Raw genomic sequence first — 16,476 nt, 5'->3', positions numbered from 1 at the left:
CCGGAGAGCGGGTGTGGCTACCTGGGACAAAACATTGATCAGCCGGTATGGCGGTCCCGGACCGCGCTACACGTCTTACCCTCCTGCTCCCCAGTTTCACGAGGAAGTCAGCGAATCGGATTATGCCGAGGCCATTGACGCCGGTAATGCCGCTCGCCGGCCGCTGTCGCTGTATGTGCACATTCCGTTCTGCAGCACCGTCTGCTATTACTGTGCCTGCAACCGGGTTGTCACCGCCAATCACGGCAGAGCGGCGGAATACCTGAAACGTCTGAAGCAGGAAATCGGCCTGCGCGCTGAACAGGTAGACAGCCAAAGGCCGGTCACCCAGATTCACTGGGGCGGCGGCACCCCCACCTTTCTCAGCGATGCCCAGATTACCGAGCTGGTCTATTACATGGCCCGGCACTTCACCTTGCGTGAAGATGACCGTGGTGATTATGCCATCGAAATTGATCCACGCACCGTAGACCAGGCCCGCCTGGGGCTACTGCGGGGCCTGGGCTTCAATCGCATCAGCCTCGGGGTTCAGGACCTGGATTTGCGGGTGCAGCAGGCGGTCAATCGAGTCCAGCCCTATGAGATGATTCGTGAGACCATGGGCTGGGCGCGGGACTTTGGCTTCAAATCCATCAACACCGATCTGATTTATGGCCTGCCCTGGCAGTCTGAATCGAGCCTCGCCCGGACAATCGAGCAAATTGCTGAGCTGCGCCCCGAGCGAATTTCGCTGTACAACTATGCTCACCTGCCTGCGCGTTTCAAAATTCAGCGGCAAATACCGGATATGGCCTTGCCCAGCCCGGAAGAAAAGCTGTCCATGTTTGTGCGTGCCGGGCGCATTCTTCAGGATGCCGGGTATACCTTTATTGGCATGGATCACTTTGCTCTGGAAAGCGACGAGATTGCCGTCGCCCAACGCAACGGGCTTCTGCATCGGAATTTTCAGGGCTACACCCTCCACGGGGATGCGGATTTGCTGGGCTTCGGGGTCAGTGCCATCAGCCAGATCGGCAATCTTTATGCCCAGAACATGAAATCATTAAGTCAGTGGTCCGATGCCATTGATCAGGCCCGGTCCACCATTGAGCAGGGCTATCTCCTCAACCGGGATGATCAGATGCGCCGGGACCTGATAATGCGCCTGCTGTGCGACCTATACGTGGACATGAATCTGTTCAGTGAGCAGTGGCAAATCAATTTCCCGGACTACTTCGTGGATGCCCTGGCCGCCTGGGTGGAATTTGAGGATCAGGGCCTTGTGCGTGTGGACAAGCAGCGACTGGTAATCACCGAGCAGGGCCGGCTGGTAAGCCGGGCCCTGGTGATGCCTTTTGATCGCTATACCCAGAGCGAGGCCATAAATCGCTTCAGCCGCATTATTTGAACCTTGTTCGCTTGTTGTTCGCCCTACCCTATACTGTAAGGTGAAATTTGCATTACGCAGCTATTAACCGGAGACGCATCGTGTCCCAACATGTTTCCTGCAATGATTGCAGCCTGAGTCCCGTCTGCCTCCCCCTGGCAGTGGCGCCGGCACAGCTCGATGAGCTGGATCGCATCATTCACCGGGGCCGCCCTCTGAAGCGCGGTGAGCATCTGTATCGTGCAGCAGATGATTTTCAGGCCGTCTATGCGGTTCGTTCTGGCGCGCTGAAGACCTACGTTCTCAGCGATGAAGGCGACGAACAGGTCACCGGCTTTTATCTGCCCGGTGAAGTACTGGGTATGGATGGCATCAGCACCGCGCACCATGTGTCCAATGCCAAGGCCCTGGAAACCGCTACCGTCTGCGAGATCCCCTTCTCGAAGCTGGAAACGCTCTCCCAGCGTATTCCTTCGCTGCAGCATCATTTCTTCAGCTTGATGAGTAATGAAATCCGCTCTGACCGTGAGCTTCACATGCTGCTAAGCAAGAAAAATGCCGATGACCGGGTGGCTTCATTGCTACTTTCCATGTCAGCTCGCCATCAGCGACGCGGGCTCAGTGAGCGGGCGTTCCGCCTGCCCATGTCCCGCTATGACATCGCCAACTATCTAGGCCTGGCGGTGGAAACCGTCAGCCGTATCTTTACCCGGTTTCAACAGAATGAATGGCTGCGCGTAGAAGGTCGTGAAGTGGAAATTCTGGATCGGGGCAGCCTTTGCGGCGAACGGCAGAGCCTGGAGGCCAGTCTGTGAGCACCCCCATTCTGGCCATTCTCGACAGTGACCTGAAGGCACCCCAGCCAGCGCTACACAAGGCTCAACAAATCGCTGATGCCAGGCAGGTGCCGCTGCATGTCCTGGTCAATGCCTATTCCTCGGCCATGGTACGTGCCGTTGGCGTTGATCAGGAGCGCCAGAACGCCGCCCGGGCACAGATCCATAAAGCCTGGCAGAAGCGCATCGGCGAATTGACGGACAGAGATGACTGCGAGCTTTCCATTCTCTGGCAAAAAGACAGCATGGCGGCCCTGCGCGACAGCATCCTTGTCCTGGGGCCTGCCATGGTCGTAGTGCATACCAGCGAAGAGGGTGTGCTGCGCCGGCATCTATTTACGCCCCGGGACTGGCAACTGATCCGCAAGGCACCTTGCCCGGTACTGTGCGTGCATGGTCACCAGTGGGCGTCATCACCGAAAATACTGGCCGCCCTTGACCCGGGCAGCGAAGAGCAGCCGAATGATCCACTTGCGATCAGGGTGCTGGATGCCGCTCGCCAGTTTGCCAGCAATGTAGCCGGTGCCTTGCAAGCCTGCCATGTAATGGATGAGGTGGACGACAGCCTGATTCTTCTGGTGGGTGAGGCGATCCCTGATTACAGCGGTGGCATGGAAAAGGTACGTGAGTTCTACCGTGAGCGCTTTCTGAAGTTCGGTGCCGCCCAGGGCCTCGATCAGGATCAAATGACAACCCTCAGCGGGCCGGTGGCGCCAACACTGGCGACATATTGTGAAGAACAGAACATGGATGTGCTGGTGGTGGGCACTGTGCACCGCAACCTGCCGGAGAGGCTGTTGCTAGGCGCCACCGCAGAGTCCGTGATTACCCGTGCCAGCACCGATGTGCTGGTGATCAAACCCGAGGGCTTCCAGAGTCCCTGGCAAGCCTGATTAAGGAGAACCACGCAATGACAGACAAGAAGGACTTTGCCGACAACATTCGCCAGAAGCTGGAAGACTGGGATTATCAGCTGGATCGCCTCACTGCCCGGCTGGGAGACAAGCGTGAAGAGTGGCGCGAGGAAGCCAAGCAGAAAATTGCCGAGATTCAGGATCGTCGCGATGAGCTGGAAGCGAAACTGGAAAAACTGGAATCCCACGGTGAAGATGCCTGGGATGACATCAAGGCGGGCGTGGAACTGGCCTGGGATGGTCTGAAAACCGGCTTGCTTGCCGCCCGTAGCGAATTCGAAGACAGAGACTAAATTACCTTGGGAGCGTCGCTGGCGGCGCGATGACGGAGGCAAGCAACGGCATTTCCACCGCAGAGGCCACAAAGAAACCCATCCTTGTCCTCGGGATTCTCTGTGCCCTCTGCGTTTAGGGCCTTTGATTACACCCGCAGCGGCACTATTGCTGCTCTTGCCGTCTGAATACCGGTTTGTCCGCTGTGGACTCCTCCGCGCAGAAGCGATAACCCGCCACATCGAAATTCTTAAGTTTCAACGGGTCCTTGATGCCCTTCTTGATGATCCAGGCCGCCATCAGCCCCCGGGCCTTCTTGGCGTAAAAGCTGATCACCTTGTACTTGCCGTTTTTCTCATCCTGGAATACCGGTTCAATGATGCGGCCATCAATGCGATTCTTCTTCACGGATTTGAAGTACTCATTGGACGCCAGATTGACCAGCACGTCGGTTTTTGCCGCTTTCATATCCTTGCTTAGTTGTTCGGTGATAATGTCGCCCCAGAACGTGTAAAGATCCTTGCCCCGAGGGTTATCCAGCTTGGTGCCCATTTCCAGCCGGTATGGCTGCATCAAATCCAGTGGCCGCAACACACCATACAGTCCTGACAACATGCGGAAACGACCCTGGGCGTCCTTGAGCTGGTTTTCGGTGAATGTCTCAATGTCCAGGCCGGTGTAGACATCACCCTTGAAGGCAAACGCGGCGGGCCGGGCATTGCTCTTGCTGAAAGGGCGTTGCCACTGGGCAAAGCGCTCCACGTTCAAATGGGCAATCTTGTCACTCACGCTCATCAGGCTGCTGACATCCGCCGGGGAAAGCTGGCGAGCCCGTTCGATCAACACTTCGCTGTCATCCAGCAAACGGGGCTGGGTGGTTTTCAGCGTTGGCAATTCGCTCTCGTAATCCAGGGTTTTTGCCGGCGACACAACAATCAGCATGGCCTTCTCCTTTACATATGGCTCCGGGGATTATATGAATCAGGAGGAGTGAGGTCTGCAATTCAGGAGAATAAATGCGCCTATTACTGGTATTGACTGTCATTATCGCGGTTACCGTTCTGCTGTGGGGTAGCTGGCAATGGGGCCGTCGACCTTTCTATCTGGTGCTAAGCCTGGTGTTGACGGGCCTCATCGTTCTTGGCGTCGGTGTCTGGCATGGCGGCCGGGATGACCAAGTGCGTCTCCCGCCGGACGGTATTGTGGTGACATTGAAAGAAAGTCTTGCCTCCGAATCCGGCGTGCGCCTGACCGGCAACCTGGATAATCGTAGTGAAATGAATGTGGCGGCGGTAACACTCCAGGCCCGTGCCCTGTCCTGCCCGGAGACAGAGAACGAATGCACGGTGATTTACCAGCAGCCTATTGATCTGCAGATGTACGTTCCTGCCGGTCAGGATTACCCCTTTGCTGTGGTAAGCCGCCACCCGCCCGAAAACACCCCGGTGGATCGCTGGGAACTGGGCGTGATCGACAAGCTGGCTTACCCGAAAAAGTAGTGGGCAGCCCCCGGACTGGCATCCTGGCGGGCGAATCGTCACAATGCGGCCTCCAAACTCCCAGGAGTCACTATGGCATCACTGATTGCCGGCCAGCTCACCCCCATTGGCGACCATGCCTGGCGGGTTCTGGCGCGTAACCCGGGCATGATGACCGGGCCAGGCACTAACAGTTATCTGTTTGGCAAGGATAGCCTGACTGTCATTGATCCCGGCCCCGAGGATCAGGAACACCTGCAGGCACTCCTGCAGGCTGCCCACACCCTGGGAAAACCCATCGACCAGGTCCTGGTTACCCATACCCATCGAGACCATTCTCCCGGCGCTCTGGCGTTGGTGGCAGCCACCGGGGCTCGTTGTCTAGGCCCCTCAGTACCCGATGACGGCCTGCAAGATGAGAGCTGGCAGTCAGACCGTCTGTTGGGCGAGGGAGACCGGGTGGATTGCGGCGGCGTTTCGCTACAGGTGATCGAGACCCCTGGCCATGTGGGCAATCATTTGTGCTACCTCAGTGATGATGGCCTGCTGTTTACCGGCGATCACCTGATCCAGGGCTCAACGGTCGTGATCGCCCCACCCTCCGGTTCCATGCAGGCTTACTTTGCGTCCCTGCGCAAACTGCAGCAGCGCGGTATTACGATGATGGCTCCTGGCCATGGCGATGTGATCAGCGATCCGGAAGAGACCCTCAGCCATACCCTGGCGCACCGACAGAAACGTGAAGACAAGGTACTGGACGCCCTGTCGGGCGACCCGCAAACCCTGGGCGTACTGGTGAAGGCGGTCTACGACGACGTGCCGGAATTCCTGCACGGTGTGGCCCAGCTCTCCCTGCAGGCCCACCTGATCAAGCTGGGCGAAGACGGCAAAGCCGAGGAAGCCGATCAGGGTTGGCACAGAACCTGATTGCGCCAGGGAAGCGAGTGTCGAGAGGCAAAAGCAAACCAGCGCTACGGTTTTGGTTTTCGCGAATTCTTACTCGCTTCCTGCTACGTCCATTCGCATCTCAAGCGATGCTCCTACAGGTGCTCCGCCGAAGGCGGTTTTCGCGGTTAACTATGCACCGTTAACTGCCCTTCACAACCACCCTTTACGCTTGAAAAACCAGTAAGGCGTCATGCCGGATAGCAGCATCAGACAGATCGCCATGGGATAGCCATAAGCCATATCCAGTTCCGGCATGATCTCGAAGTTCATGCCATAGATGCTGGCAATCATGGTGGGCGGCAGGAATACCACGGCAGCGATGGAAAAGATCTTGATGATCTGGTTCTGCTGGATGTTGATGAACCCCTGCGCTGCATCCATCAGGAAGTTGATCTTGTCGAACAGGAAGGTGGTGTGCGACATCAATGTGTCCAGATCATGCTGCACCTCGGCACAGGTGCGGCGCCGCACCTTGTCGGTACGAACGTAACGTTGAATGAAGGAAATGGAGCGCTGGGTATCCATCAGGCACAGGCGAATCTTGCCGTTGGTATCCTCCAGTCGGGCCAGCTTCTCGATATCCTCTTCCAGCTCACCGTTTTCCTCTTCCAGTACGCTGTAACCCACCTGCTCCAGGTCACGGTGCACATCCTCCAGGGCATCGGCCAGGTTTTCCACTTTCTGCTCCAGAATGCTCAGCAGGATATCAATGGGCTGCTGGGCCTTTACCCAGCCGCGACGTACACGCAAGCGCAGCAGCCGGAAATCCGGCAAACGGGAGTCGCGGAATGACAGTAGCCTCCCTTCCTGCACGACAAATGCTACCGTGGAAGTTCGGGCTCGCCCCTCGGACTGGAACAAGAACAGGGAATGGACATGCAGGCCCTGTTCATCGCTGAAGAAACGGGCCGAGGCTTCGATTTCCTCCATGTCATCGGAGGCCGGCAGTTCCGCTTCCAGAAATTGCTGCACAAGCTCCCGCTCACTCTCTTCCGAATCCACCAGGTCAATCCAGCTGGCATCCTCGGCCAGGGTGGGCAGAATGCTTTCCGTGTCCTTTTCACGCAGAACACCGTTTTCGATGCGGAAGATATGCAGCATGATGTTTTCCTAATCAACATTGCCGGCAAGTCGCCGGCAGCAATTTGATAAAGCACGACGCTTATGACTGTCAACGATTCCCGAGCCAGGGCCCGGGAAAAAGAACCGCAATTGATAACACTGGCCGGCGAGGCCCGGCTCTGGCTATGGCATGACGCCCTGCCCGCTGCGCTGAGCCGGTCGCTGCAGGCGACATTGAATAGCCAGCTGGACTGGCAGCAGCCACGAATACAGGTGTTCGGCCGTTATCATACCGTACCACGTCTCACCGCCTGGCATGGTGATGCGGGCATTCCCTACCGCTACTCCGGTCATCAGCATGTGGCCGAGGGTTGGCCTGACGCCCTGTTGCCCGTGCGCGATACCGTCAGTGAGCTCTGCGGACATCATTTTAACTCGGTATTGGCCAATCGTTATCGAAACGGCAAGGACTGCATGGGCTATCACAGTGACGACGAACCGGAATTGGGGGCGGAACCCTGGATTGCGTCCTACAGCCTTGGCGCCGAAAGGGATTTCGTGTTTCGGCCCCGTGACAGCACGCGGCAGTGCTTCTCGCTTGCCCTGCCCGACAACAGCCTGTTGCTGATGAGCCCGCAAGTGCAGCAGCAATTTCAGCATGCCTTACCGCGTCGGCAACGGGTTCAAGCTGAGCGGCTCAATCTCACCTTTCGCCGGATCCTCACGACCGGTCAGCCCCAGAACGCATAACTGAGCAAGATCGCGGCAATCAGCCCCGCTGCATCCGCCGCCAGGCCGCACCACAAGGCGTATCGGAAATCGCGAATGCCCACGCTGCCAAAATACACAGCCAGGACATAGAAAGTGGTTTCGGTGGACCCCTGCATGACCGCAGCCATCCGCGCCGCCAGGGAATCCACACCCTGGGTCTGCATCACATCCACCATGGCTGCCCGAGCCCCGGAGCCGCTGAGGGGTTTGAGGAACGCCACCGGTAGCGCGTCCACAAAACGGGTATCCCAACCAATGGTGGCGGCCCCGAAGCGGATGCCGTCCAGAAACAGGTCCAGCACCCCGCCGGCTCTTAGCATGGCGATAGCCGCCAGCATGGCCACCAGGTAGGGAATCAGGCGTACCGCCAGGGCAAAGCCCTCCTTGGCGCCTTCAACAAATGTGTCGTAGCTATCCACACCGCCGCGCCAGGCGGCAATGAAGAAGGCGCTCAATACCAGCAACAGAATGCCGTTACCGAGCAGACTTGAGAGGGTATTGGCCAGCTCCGTGGGCGCCAGCCACACCACGATGCCCAGTGCCGCCAATATGCTCAGCCACAGCCCGGCCACTACCAGCAACAGCGGGTCACGCAGAGAGATACGCTGCACCCGGGCGGTGACCAGAATGCCCACCAGGGTGGATATGGTGGTCGCCATCAGTAGCGGCAGGTAGACCGCCGCCGGGTCGTTGGCGCCCTGCTGGGCTCGGAACAACAGCACGGTTACCGGTACCAGGGTGACCGACGATGTGTTGAGCACCAGGAACATGATCTGGCTATCCGTGGCCCGTGTCGGCTGCGGATTGCCTTCCTGCAGGCGTTCCATGGCCTTGAGCCCAAGCGGTGTGGCGGCATTGTCCAGGCCCAGCATGTTGGCAGCCAGATTCATGGAAACCGGTGCGGATGCTTCGGGAGTGCGCCGGACTCCTGGCATCAAGCGAGCGAGAACCGGCTCAACCCATGACGACAACCGGGCGGCCAGGTTGCTGGCTTCGGCCATCTTGAACAGCCCGCTCCAAAGTGCGAGCACCCCGATCAGCCCCAGGCTCACCTCCACGGCCAGGTCGGCTGCCGACCAGAGGGCATTGATTAAACGGCCCGGAGCCGCCATATCTCCACCGATAAGCTGTATCACCGCTCCGGCGATACCCGCAAGGAAAAACAGGCTGAACAGTCTGTGCAAAGCATCCCCCGTGCGCTAGGGTCTTGTTTGAATTGCTGGAAACCGTGATTGAGAGACTTGTCTGACCGTGCAACTTCGCGCACTCAGAATAGTCTACAGGTTATAGCAACCGTGAATGACCGCCTACGGGCGGTCGTCTATACTGCAGGTAAATCGTTTGAGAAACAGCATGTCACTAGTTCGTAAACTCTTTCCCCTGGCGCTGGCACTTGTCCTGCTTGGGGGCGCCATTCAGGGAGTGAGTGGTCTTCGTTCCGAGCCGGAGGTTCAGGGTAACCTGAAGCCCACCAGCAATCAGCTGGATGCCGCCGAGGAAATTGCCGCAAAACTGAAGCATCATTACCGGCAACTCGAGTTTGACGACACTCTTTCAAGCCAAGTCCTGGATAGTTATCTCAAGGATCTGGACCCAAATCGCCAGTATTTCCTGGCCACGGACATTCGAGAATTCGAGCGTTACCGAGACCAGCTGGATGACCAGCTGAGCCGGGGGCAACTGGAAGCCGGCTACACCATCTTTAACCGTTTCCAGCAACGTCTGGAAGCGCGGCTGAGCAAGCTACTCGACACCATTGAGAATGACCTGGAGTCGCTGACCTTTGAGGGTGAGGAATCCGTGTTGGTGGACCGTGAAGATGCGCCTTGGGCTGCCGACGAGGCAGCACTGGATGCTATCTGGCACCGACAGCTGAAAAATGCCGTCCTGTCCATGCGCCTCAATGACAGTTCCCTGGAGGATATTCGTACCCGCCTGACTCGCCGCTATGAGAGCCAGCTCAAACGTATCAGCCAGAACACTCCGGAAGATGTCTTTCAGGTTTACATCAATGCACTGACACAAACCTTTGATCCCCACACCACCTATTTCACACCGCATAACTCGGAGAACTTCGACATCAGCATGAGCCGCTCCCTGGAAGGTATCGGCGCAGTTCTACAGTACGAAGACGGTTATACCAAAGTGGTACGCCTGGTCCCCGGCGGCCCGGCGGCAAAAAGCGGCCAGCTGAAACCAGCAGACCGGATCGTGGGTGTTTCCCAGGATGACCAAGCTCCGGAACCAGTAATCGGTCTGCGCCTGGACGAAGTGGTGGACCAGATCCGTGGCCCCAAGGGCACCAAGGTGAATCTGGAAATCATTCCTGCCGGTAGTGCCAGTGAACACGATACCCGCACCATTACCATCGAGCGCAACAAGGTGGTATTGGAAGAACAGGCGGCCAAAAAGGACGTGATCACCGTCGAGCGCGATGGCGAGACCATGAAACTGGGCATCATCGAAATCCCGGCGTTTTATCTGGATTTTGCCGCCTTCCACCGCGGTGACCCCAACTACACCAGCACTACCAGTGACGTAGCCAAGCTGCTGGTTGAGCTGCGCAAGGAAAACATCGACGGACTGGTGATTGATCTGCGCAATAACGGTGGCGGCTCCCTGCTGGAGGTGAACAAGCTGGTCAGCCTGTTTATCAACCGGGGCCCCACCGTACAGGTGCGCGAGTCTAATGGCCGGGTCAGCATTGAGGGTGATAAATTCCCCGGTGTGCTCTACGCCGGCCCCATGGCGGTGATGGTCAATCGCTTCAGCGCTTCTGCCTCGGAAATCTTTGCCGGCGCAATGCAGGATTATGGCCGCGCCCTGATTGTCGGTGATCAGACCTACGGCAAAGGTACAGTGCAGACATTGCTGGATCTGAACCACGGCAAGCTTAAGATGACCAACGCCAAGTTCTATCGGGTATCCGGTTCCAGTAACCAGAACCTGGGCATCGTGCCCGACGTGGATATGCCATCGCTTATCGACAAGGACGAGGTGGGAGAAAGCTCGTTGCCCAATGCCCTGCCCTGGGATGAAATTGACTCGGCAAAATACCAGCGTGTCAGCGATATTGTCCCCTACCTGCCCCAGCTGCGGGAACAGCATTCCAGCCGCATCAACAAGGACCCGGAGTTCATTTACGTGGAATCCCTGCGCAGGTTGCTGGACGAGAACCGCAGCCGCACGGAGTTGTCCCTGAACGAAAAAAGTCGCACAGCCACACAAAAGGCGTTGGATCGCGAACGCCTTGCCATCGAAAACCAGCGCCGCAAATCCCGCGACGAAGAGCCGCTTGCCAGCATCAAGGAGCTGCGTGATCTGGAAGAGCAGCGGGCGCTGGACCCGGAAAGCGATGACGAATCCATTGATGAAGATCCGTACGTACGGGAAACCGGGGAAATTCTGGTGGACTACATGAATCTGATACGAGAAAACCAGGTGGCCCGCAAAGGCTAAATCGGGCCATCCCAACTACGGAAACAACAGGCGCAGCAACAAAAAAACCGGCTTTCGCCGGTTTTTTTGTTTTCAGGCCAGGGCTTTGAAGCCCCAGCGGGCCGGATCGTCTCCCAGACCTGCTTTCAAGGTTCGCTTGCCCAATCGATGATTCAAGTCTTCCAGGACCCGCTTGGCAGGATCCGGCAGGAACCGCACCCCGAGACTGGCGGCACTGACAGCCGTCTTCACCACCCGCACCGCAGTGGCAGCGGAAACGCTGCTATGGATATTCAGATCATCCGCGACTTTGTCGCCAATCAGGTAACGGCTGAAGCCCAGCAATACCTCATAGGACAGGTTGAACGGCGGTTTGCCGGCCATGTCCCGCAACAGGGCCTTGGCCAGTGATTCGCTGTCCGCCGTGGGTTCATACAGGTGCGAGGTCAACTGCATGGCAAGAATTTCCTGTTCTTCCAGGGTGGTTGTCAGCAAGGCGTCGTCGACACCAAGCAGGTACCCCGCATAACGCCAGAAATAATGCATGGATTCATGTTCGGTGCGGCTGATCTGCAGCCCCAATCGTTTGAGCCCCCTGACCACCATGAAATCGAACTCCAGAATGGTGCCGGCCATGTCCTCCTGATTGATGGGCAGATCATATCTGGCATTGTCCCAACGCGGATTATTGGCCAGGAACTGTCGCACTGCCGCGTGCAGCAGGCGTACCTCCATCAGGGTGCGATGCCCAAGGCTGCCGGGGCGAATGCCGTCGTCGCCAACGATGTTGTGGAGCATCTGCCCAGTTTCATAGATCCGTCGGGAAACATCTTTCTGCAAGCGTCCGGTGGCAACCAGTACCTGGGATGGCTTGTTGTGCGCATAACCTTCCACCAGGCTGGAACACATCAGCACAAGGCCCTGCAGTGCGCCATTGCGGCGGTACATGCGCCGGCCCAGCTCCATGGCGTCGAAATCAACCCACGATGGCACCGTATGGCAATGGTCTAGAAAAGCCAGGAAATCGCCACCCTCTTCCCTGGCCCGTCTTTCCACTTCCTCTAGCAAACCGGAAGGTCGGGTGAACTTGATTTTTGCCGCGCAGCGGTCCGCCAGCGGGTCCTGTACCTGGCGCCAGGCATTCAGTCGTTCATGGGAATAGCGGTCCCACCAGACCCGCTCACGGGGGCTCTGTGGTCCGCGCTCGAAGCGGGATATTTCCTGTGGTGTTGCCATGACTTACCTCGCATTTGTTACCACCTTAGAACTCGTGAGTTCTGTGGTAACGCTAGGCCAGCGAGGTGGGACGGTCAACACACTAAACAGTGAAATCTGTTACCCCTTCAATCAGGGTATTGATTAGCCACTGCGGTGCATCCAGGGGGAGATCATGACCTGCCTGAGGGTGGGATTTCATCGGCAGGTCCCAGGCCTGGGCAAGGCTCTGTGAGCAGGCAGGGCTGACCAGGCGGTCCCCTGCCCCGTTAATGATCAAAACAGGCACGCTTTCCGGTAAGGACGCTGGAGCTCGAAACCGCATGGCAGCGAGCAGCTGGCGCAGGCTGTTAATCAAAGAGACCGGCTGCTCGCGGGCATAGCCAGCCCAGGTTTCTGCCAGCTGATGAAGGAATTCGGGCTCACGCAGGTTTGAGGTAATTTCCAGAATGGCAGTTTCCTTGCGCAATCGGTCACGACCGAATACTGCATCACTTAGCAGGCGACGGTAATTGGCTGGGCGCAAGCGTCGCCAGAACGGGCTGTATCGGCTGGCACTGGTGTTGATCAAGCCCGCAAATGCCACATCGCCAGGTGCCTGACACAACCATTGCACCGCCACCATGCCGCCCAGTGACAAGGCTACCAGATGGTAAGGACCCTGATGTCCCTGTTTGACCAGCTGATCGCGCAGATGGGCCACCATGGCGGCAACCCGAGTCGGGCTTTTGTCCTGATAGAAGCGCCCGTTACCAGGCAAATCCACAGTTACAACCCGGTCCTGTGGCACACTGGCCTGAAAATGTTCCGGGAAATCCTCCCAGTGTCTCTGTTCACGAACCAGGCCACGCAACAACACCCAGGTTCTTCCCATGCAAGCTCTCCTTTCTGGCGCTTATTCTGTACCCTGTCAGACACAAACCAACAAAGCCTGTAACAGGTCCGGGCAATGACCCACTATCCAATACCGGCTAGAATGCCACCGGCGTTCAGGATGGCAAACGGAGTTTCCTCGCGACTATGACACGAAAAACCGTAAAACGGGTTAAGACCGGCTCGGTTGAGCGACGCTTTTCCATGGCCAAGGCCGGCTTTCTGGCCGGTGCCAAGTATGCGACCGCCAGTGCCGGCTCCATCTTTACCCCCAAGGATCAACGTGAGGCTCGCCGCAAGGAGAACCTGTCCGCCCGCGCCCAGGAGCTGGTGGATGAACTGGGCCGACTCAAGGGTTCTGTCGTCAAAATCGGCCAGATGATGGCCCTTTTCGGCGAGCATTTCCTGCCAGAGGAAGTGACCACAGCCCTGCACACTCTGGAAAACCAGACCAGCGCCCTGGAGTGGCCCTCCATTGAGCGCCACCTCAAGCGAGAGCTTGGCGAGGTCAAAATGGCGGAACTGGAGATCGAGGAAACGCCGCTGGGCGCCGCCTCCCTGGCCCAGGTCCATAAAGCCATACGTAAATCGGACGGCAAGGAGCTGGTGCTCAAGATCCAGTATCCTGGCGTTGCCGATGCCATTGACTCGGACATGCGCGCCCTGGTTCGCCTGCTCAAGCTGAGTCGCCTGGTTCCGATGACCGAGCAATTCAATCTGTGGCTCGATGAAGTGCGCGAAATGCTCCAGCGGGAAGTGGATTACGATCTGGAGGCCCACACCACCCGCCATTTTCGACACGTGCTGGCCGAAGATACCCGATTTGTGGTGCCGGAAATCGTCTCTGAGTACTCCAGCCACAACATCATGTGCATGACCTTCGAGCGCGGCATCAGCGTCACCGACCCGTCCGTGCTGAAGCTATCCCAGGAACGCCGCAACTTTATCGGTCGAGCCATCATGGAGTTGTGCTGCCGGGAGGTGTTCGAATGGAACAAAATGCAGACCGACCCTAATTTCGGCAACTATCTGCTGCGTTTTGGCGACAGCCCTGAGAATGACCAGATTGTATTGCTGGACTTCGGCGCTATTCGGGATTTTGACAATGAGGTGCTGGGACCGGGCCGGGAAATGATCAGAGCGTCCTTTCACCACGACGGTGATCGCCTGATTCGCGCCCTCAACGCCCTGGATTTCCTGGCCCGCGGTGCCCCGCGACGCCTTCTGGATGACTTTTGCTCGCTTTGCTTTGAGGCCATTGAGGTGCTGCAGGACCCTGACCGCTTCCCGCCACCGGCGGAAGTCCTCAATGACAAGGGCGAATATTGCTGGGGCAACAGCGATTTACCAAACCGGATCATGAATCGGGCCAGCCGCAATGCCTTGTCAGTGCACTTTGATGTGCCGCCAAAGGAATTTATTTTCCTCGCCCGCAAGCTACTTGGCGCCTACACATTTTTGCATGTAATCGAGGCCGAAGTGCGTGGCAATACTATTCTCGAGCCATTTATTCACATGCAGGAAGATGCGGACGTAATGCTGGTTGATCAAAAAACCATCAGTCCGGTAGATTAACGGCTCCGAAAGTGACAAAAACACCGATTTGTCACCCGCTTATCGGTGCGATAACGAATTGTCATTTGCCAAGGTGGCATCGCCACAATAAGGTTAGCACCCTGCTGAGAGCCTGTTTCAGGCCTTTGCGCCACCGACGGAAGTTATTCCCCGGTTTGTCCGATTCAACGGACTGACCGGAGGTATTCGACCTTCGCAGTGTGACGGATGACAGTAGCGACCTCCGGGTCACCACTTTCCGCCGCACGCGGTGCGCAAGGGCCTGGGACAGGCTCTTGTCGGTCGGCTCCCATGAAGCGACCGTTTAACGAGGCTTTCAAGGCGCCGGGTTGCCAACTCAGCCGCCCTGATAGCCGATTATTTGCGAACCACAGACGGGGGTAACGCAGGTGATTATCGGTGTTCCCAAAGAAATCTGCCCTGGCGAGCAGCGCGTTGCATTAACGCCTGCCAACGTCAGCGCATTGCTGAAAAAACAAGGTGTCGAGATCATCATCGAGCGTGGCGCTGGTGATATTGCCGGCTACCCGGACAGCGCGTTTGAAGCTGCCGGTGCCAAGCTGGTTGATCGCGACGAGGTATTCTCTTCCGCTCAAGTGGTACTGCAGGTGCAAACACCTGGCAGCAACACCCAGAACGGCAACGAGGATCTCGACAAACTCAAGCAAGGCCAGATCGTTATCGGCATGACCGATCCGCTGGCCAACCCGCAATTTGCCCAGACCCTGGCCGACAAGAAAGTTACCGGCCTGGCACTGGAGCTGGTACCGCGGATCACCCGCGCCCAGGCTATGGATGTACTCTCCTCCATGGCCATGATTGCCGGTTACAAATGCGTGCTGCTGGCTGCCAACGAATCCCAGCGCATGTTCCCCATGAACATGACCGCTGCCGGCACCATGAACGCCTCCCGCGTGTTCGTGATGGGTGCCGGTGTAGCTGGCTTGCAGGCCTGTGCAACTGCCAAGCGCCTGGGTGCTGTGGTGGAAGCCTATGACGTGCGCCCAGCTGCCCGTGAACAGATCCTGTCCGTTGGCGCCAAGCCGGTGGAGCTGGACCTTGATACCGGTGAAGCAGAAGGCTCCGGCGGTTACGCCAAAGCCCAGGGCGAAGACTTCCTCAAGCGTCAGCGCGAGCTGATGACAGAAGTCATCAAGGAAATGGACGTGGTAATCACCACTGCTGCCGTTCCCGGCGCGAAGAGCCCTATTCTGGTCACCGAAGACATGGTCAAGGCCATGAAACCCGGCTCCATCATTGTGGATCTGGCCGCCGAACGTGGCGGCAACTGTGATTTGACCGAGTCTGGCAAGACCGTTGTCAAGCACGGCGTGACCATCGTCGGCCCCGAGAACGTGCCCTCCTCCGTATCTTTCCATGCCAGCCAGATGTTCGGCAAAAACATGGAAAACCTGCTTAATCTGCTGCTGGACGATAACGGCGACCTGCAACTGGATTTCGAAGACGAAATCGTTGTGGAAACCGTCATCAGCCACGATGGCGACGTACCCCAGGCCCGCCTGCGCGACCTGCTCGGCCTGCCCGCTCTGGCCAAGCCTGAGCCCGAGGCAGAGGAAACCGCCGATGCGGACTCCGACGCCAACAAGGAGGAGGAGAAATAATGGATTTCGTAGCCCAACTGACTCTGTTTGTGCTGGCGATCTTCCTCGGTGTGGAACTGATCACCAAGGTTCCGCCCACCCTGCACACCCCGCTGATGTCCGGTT

Annotated in this window: 16 protein-coding genes; 11 read left to right on the top strand and 5 right to left on the bottom strand. The window is 57.7% G+C overall.

The genetic code is table 11. The features are described from left to right. Positions 1-13: 13 nt before the first annotated feature. The 4 genes from hemN to HUJ17_RS14015 are packed head-to-tail and all read left to right on the top strand — an operon-like array spanning position 14 to position 3,409. The gene (hemN, locus tag HUJ17_RS14030; protein WP_290511276.1) at positions 14-1,387 is read left to right on the top strand and encodes an oxygen-independent coproporphyrinogen III oxidase; all 1,374 of its coding nucleotides are present in this window, start codon (positions 14-16) and stop codon (positions 1,385-1,387) included. A gap of 47 nt (positions 1,388-1,434) precedes the next feature. Continuing rightward, complete coding sequence (gene fnr, locus HUJ17_RS14025; RefSeq protein ID WP_290511275.1) at positions 1,435-2,181, top strand: fumarate/nitrate reduction transcriptional regulator Fnr; 747 nt, start codon at positions 1,435-1,437, stop codon at positions 2,179-2,181. Further along, on the top strand, positions 2,178-3,095 hold the full coding sequence (locus tag HUJ17_RS14020) for a universal stress protein (RefSeq protein WP_290511274.1): 918 nt from the start codon (positions 2,178-2,180) through the stop codon (positions 3,093-3,095). Before fnr ends, HUJ17_RS14020 begins: the two co-directional genes overlap by 4 nt. Positions 3,096-3,112: 17 nt before the next feature. Further along, positions 3,113-3,409, top strand: a complete 297-nt coding sequence (locus HUJ17_RS14015; RefSeq protein ID WP_290511273.1) for a hypothetical protein — start codon at positions 3,113-3,115, stop codon at positions 3,407-3,409. Positions 3,410-3,554: 145 nt separating this feature from the next. Here the strand turns inward: HUJ17_RS14015 and yaaA are convergent, their stop codons facing one another. Beyond that, a complete protein-coding gene (gene yaaA / locus HUJ17_RS14010; RefSeq protein ID WP_290511272.1) occupies positions 3,555-4,331 on the bottom strand; it encodes a peroxide stress protein YaaA in 777 nt (258 codons plus the stop codon). A 74-nt stretch (positions 4,332-4,405) separates the two neighbouring features. On the opposite strand from yaaA, the gene HUJ17_RS14005 reads away from it, so the two are divergent. Together HUJ17_RS14005 and HUJ17_RS14000 are read left to right on the top strand one after the other, a co-directional pair. Beyond that, positions 4,406-4,888: a hypothetical protein gene (locus HUJ17_RS14005; protein WP_290511271.1), complete on the top strand. Its 483-nt coding sequence runs from the start codon at positions 4,406-4,408 to the stop codon at positions 4,886-4,888. A 72-nt stretch (positions 4,889-4,960) separates the two neighbouring features. Then, positions 4,961-5,794 carry an MBL fold metallo-hydrolase gene (locus tag HUJ17_RS14000; protein WP_290511270.1) on the top strand — a complete coding sequence of 278 codons (834 nt, stop codon included), beginning with the start codon at positions 4,961-4,963 and terminating at the stop codon, positions 5,792-5,794. A gap of 171 nt (positions 5,795-5,965) precedes the next feature. On the opposite strand, the gene corA is transcribed toward HUJ17_RS14000, so the two are convergent. Then, the gene (corA, locus tag HUJ17_RS13995; RefSeq protein ID WP_290511269.1) at positions 5,966-6,916 is read right to left on the bottom strand and encodes a magnesium/cobalt transporter CorA; all 951 of its coding nucleotides are present in this window, start codon (positions 6,914-6,916) and stop codon (positions 5,966-5,968) included. 63 nt (positions 6,917-6,979) lie between these two features. Here corA and HUJ17_RS13990 point away from each other — a divergent pair, with 63 nt between their 5' ends. After that, positions 6,980-7,627 (top strand): alpha-ketoglutarate-dependent dioxygenase AlkB, encoded by a 648-nt coding sequence (locus HUJ17_RS13990; RefSeq protein ID WP_290511268.1) that lies wholly within the window; start codon positions 6,980-6,982, stop codon positions 7,625-7,627. Here the strand turns inward: HUJ17_RS13990 and HUJ17_RS13985 are convergent. Then, on the bottom strand, positions 7,609-8,832 hold the full coding sequence (locus HUJ17_RS13985) for a nucleoside recognition domain-containing protein (RefSeq protein ID WP_290511267.1): 1,224 nt from the start codon (positions 8,830-8,832) through the stop codon (positions 7,609-7,611). The genes HUJ17_RS13990 and HUJ17_RS13985 overlap by 19 nt on opposite strands. Positions 8,833-9,001: 169 nt before the next feature. On the opposite strand from HUJ17_RS13985, the gene HUJ17_RS13980 reads away from it, so the two are divergent. Beyond that, entirely contained in the window at positions 9,002-11,107 is a 2,106-nt protein-coding gene (locus HUJ17_RS13980; RefSeq protein ID WP_290511266.1) for a carboxy terminal-processing peptidase, read from the top strand. Positions 11,108-11,179: 72 nt separating this feature from the next. Here HUJ17_RS13980 and HUJ17_RS13975 read toward each other — a convergent pair whose 3' ends face one another. Both HUJ17_RS13975 and HUJ17_RS13970 read right to left on the bottom strand, forming a co-directional pair. Beyond that, positions 11,180-12,322: an oxygenase MpaB family protein gene (locus tag HUJ17_RS13975; RefSeq protein WP_290511265.1), complete on the bottom strand. Its 1,143-nt coding sequence runs from the start codon at positions 12,320-12,322 to the stop codon at positions 11,180-11,182. Between the two features lie 82 nt (positions 12,323-12,404). Continuing rightward, entirely contained in the window at positions 12,405-13,175 is a 771-nt protein-coding gene (locus tag HUJ17_RS13970; protein ID WP_290511264.1) for an alpha/beta hydrolase, read from the bottom strand. Between the two features lie 146 nt (positions 13,176-13,321). On the opposite strand from HUJ17_RS13970, the gene HUJ17_RS13965 reads away from it, so the two are divergent. The 3 genes from HUJ17_RS13965 to HUJ17_RS13955 form a co-directional block, all read left to right on the top strand. Then, positions 13,322-14,749 (top strand): AarF/ABC1/UbiB kinase family protein, encoded by a 1,428-nt coding sequence (locus HUJ17_RS13965; RefSeq protein WP_290511263.1) that lies wholly within the window; start codon positions 13,322-13,324, stop codon positions 14,747-14,749. A gap of 389 nt (positions 14,750-15,138) precedes the next feature. Further along, the gene (locus HUJ17_RS13960) at positions 15,139-16,371 is read left to right on the top strand and encodes a Re/Si-specific NAD(P)(+) transhydrogenase subunit alpha (RefSeq protein ID WP_290511262.1); all 1,233 of its coding nucleotides are present in this window, start codon (positions 15,139-15,141) and stop codon (positions 16,369-16,371) included. Next, positions 16,371-16,476: proton-translocating transhydrogenase family protein (locus HUJ17_RS13955; protein ID WP_290511317.1), on the top strand; the 106-nt coding region annotated here is incomplete at its 3' end. The genes HUJ17_RS13960 and HUJ17_RS13955, both read left to right, overlap by 1 nt.

The organism is Alcanivorax sp. (assembly GCF_014762765.1).
Taxonomy (GTDB): domain Bacteria; phylum Pseudomonadota; class Gammaproteobacteria; order Pseudomonadales; family Alcanivoracaceae; genus Alcanivorax.
Note: the sequence above shows the minus strand (reverse complement) of the source record. Positions and strands in the feature narration are given on the sequence as shown.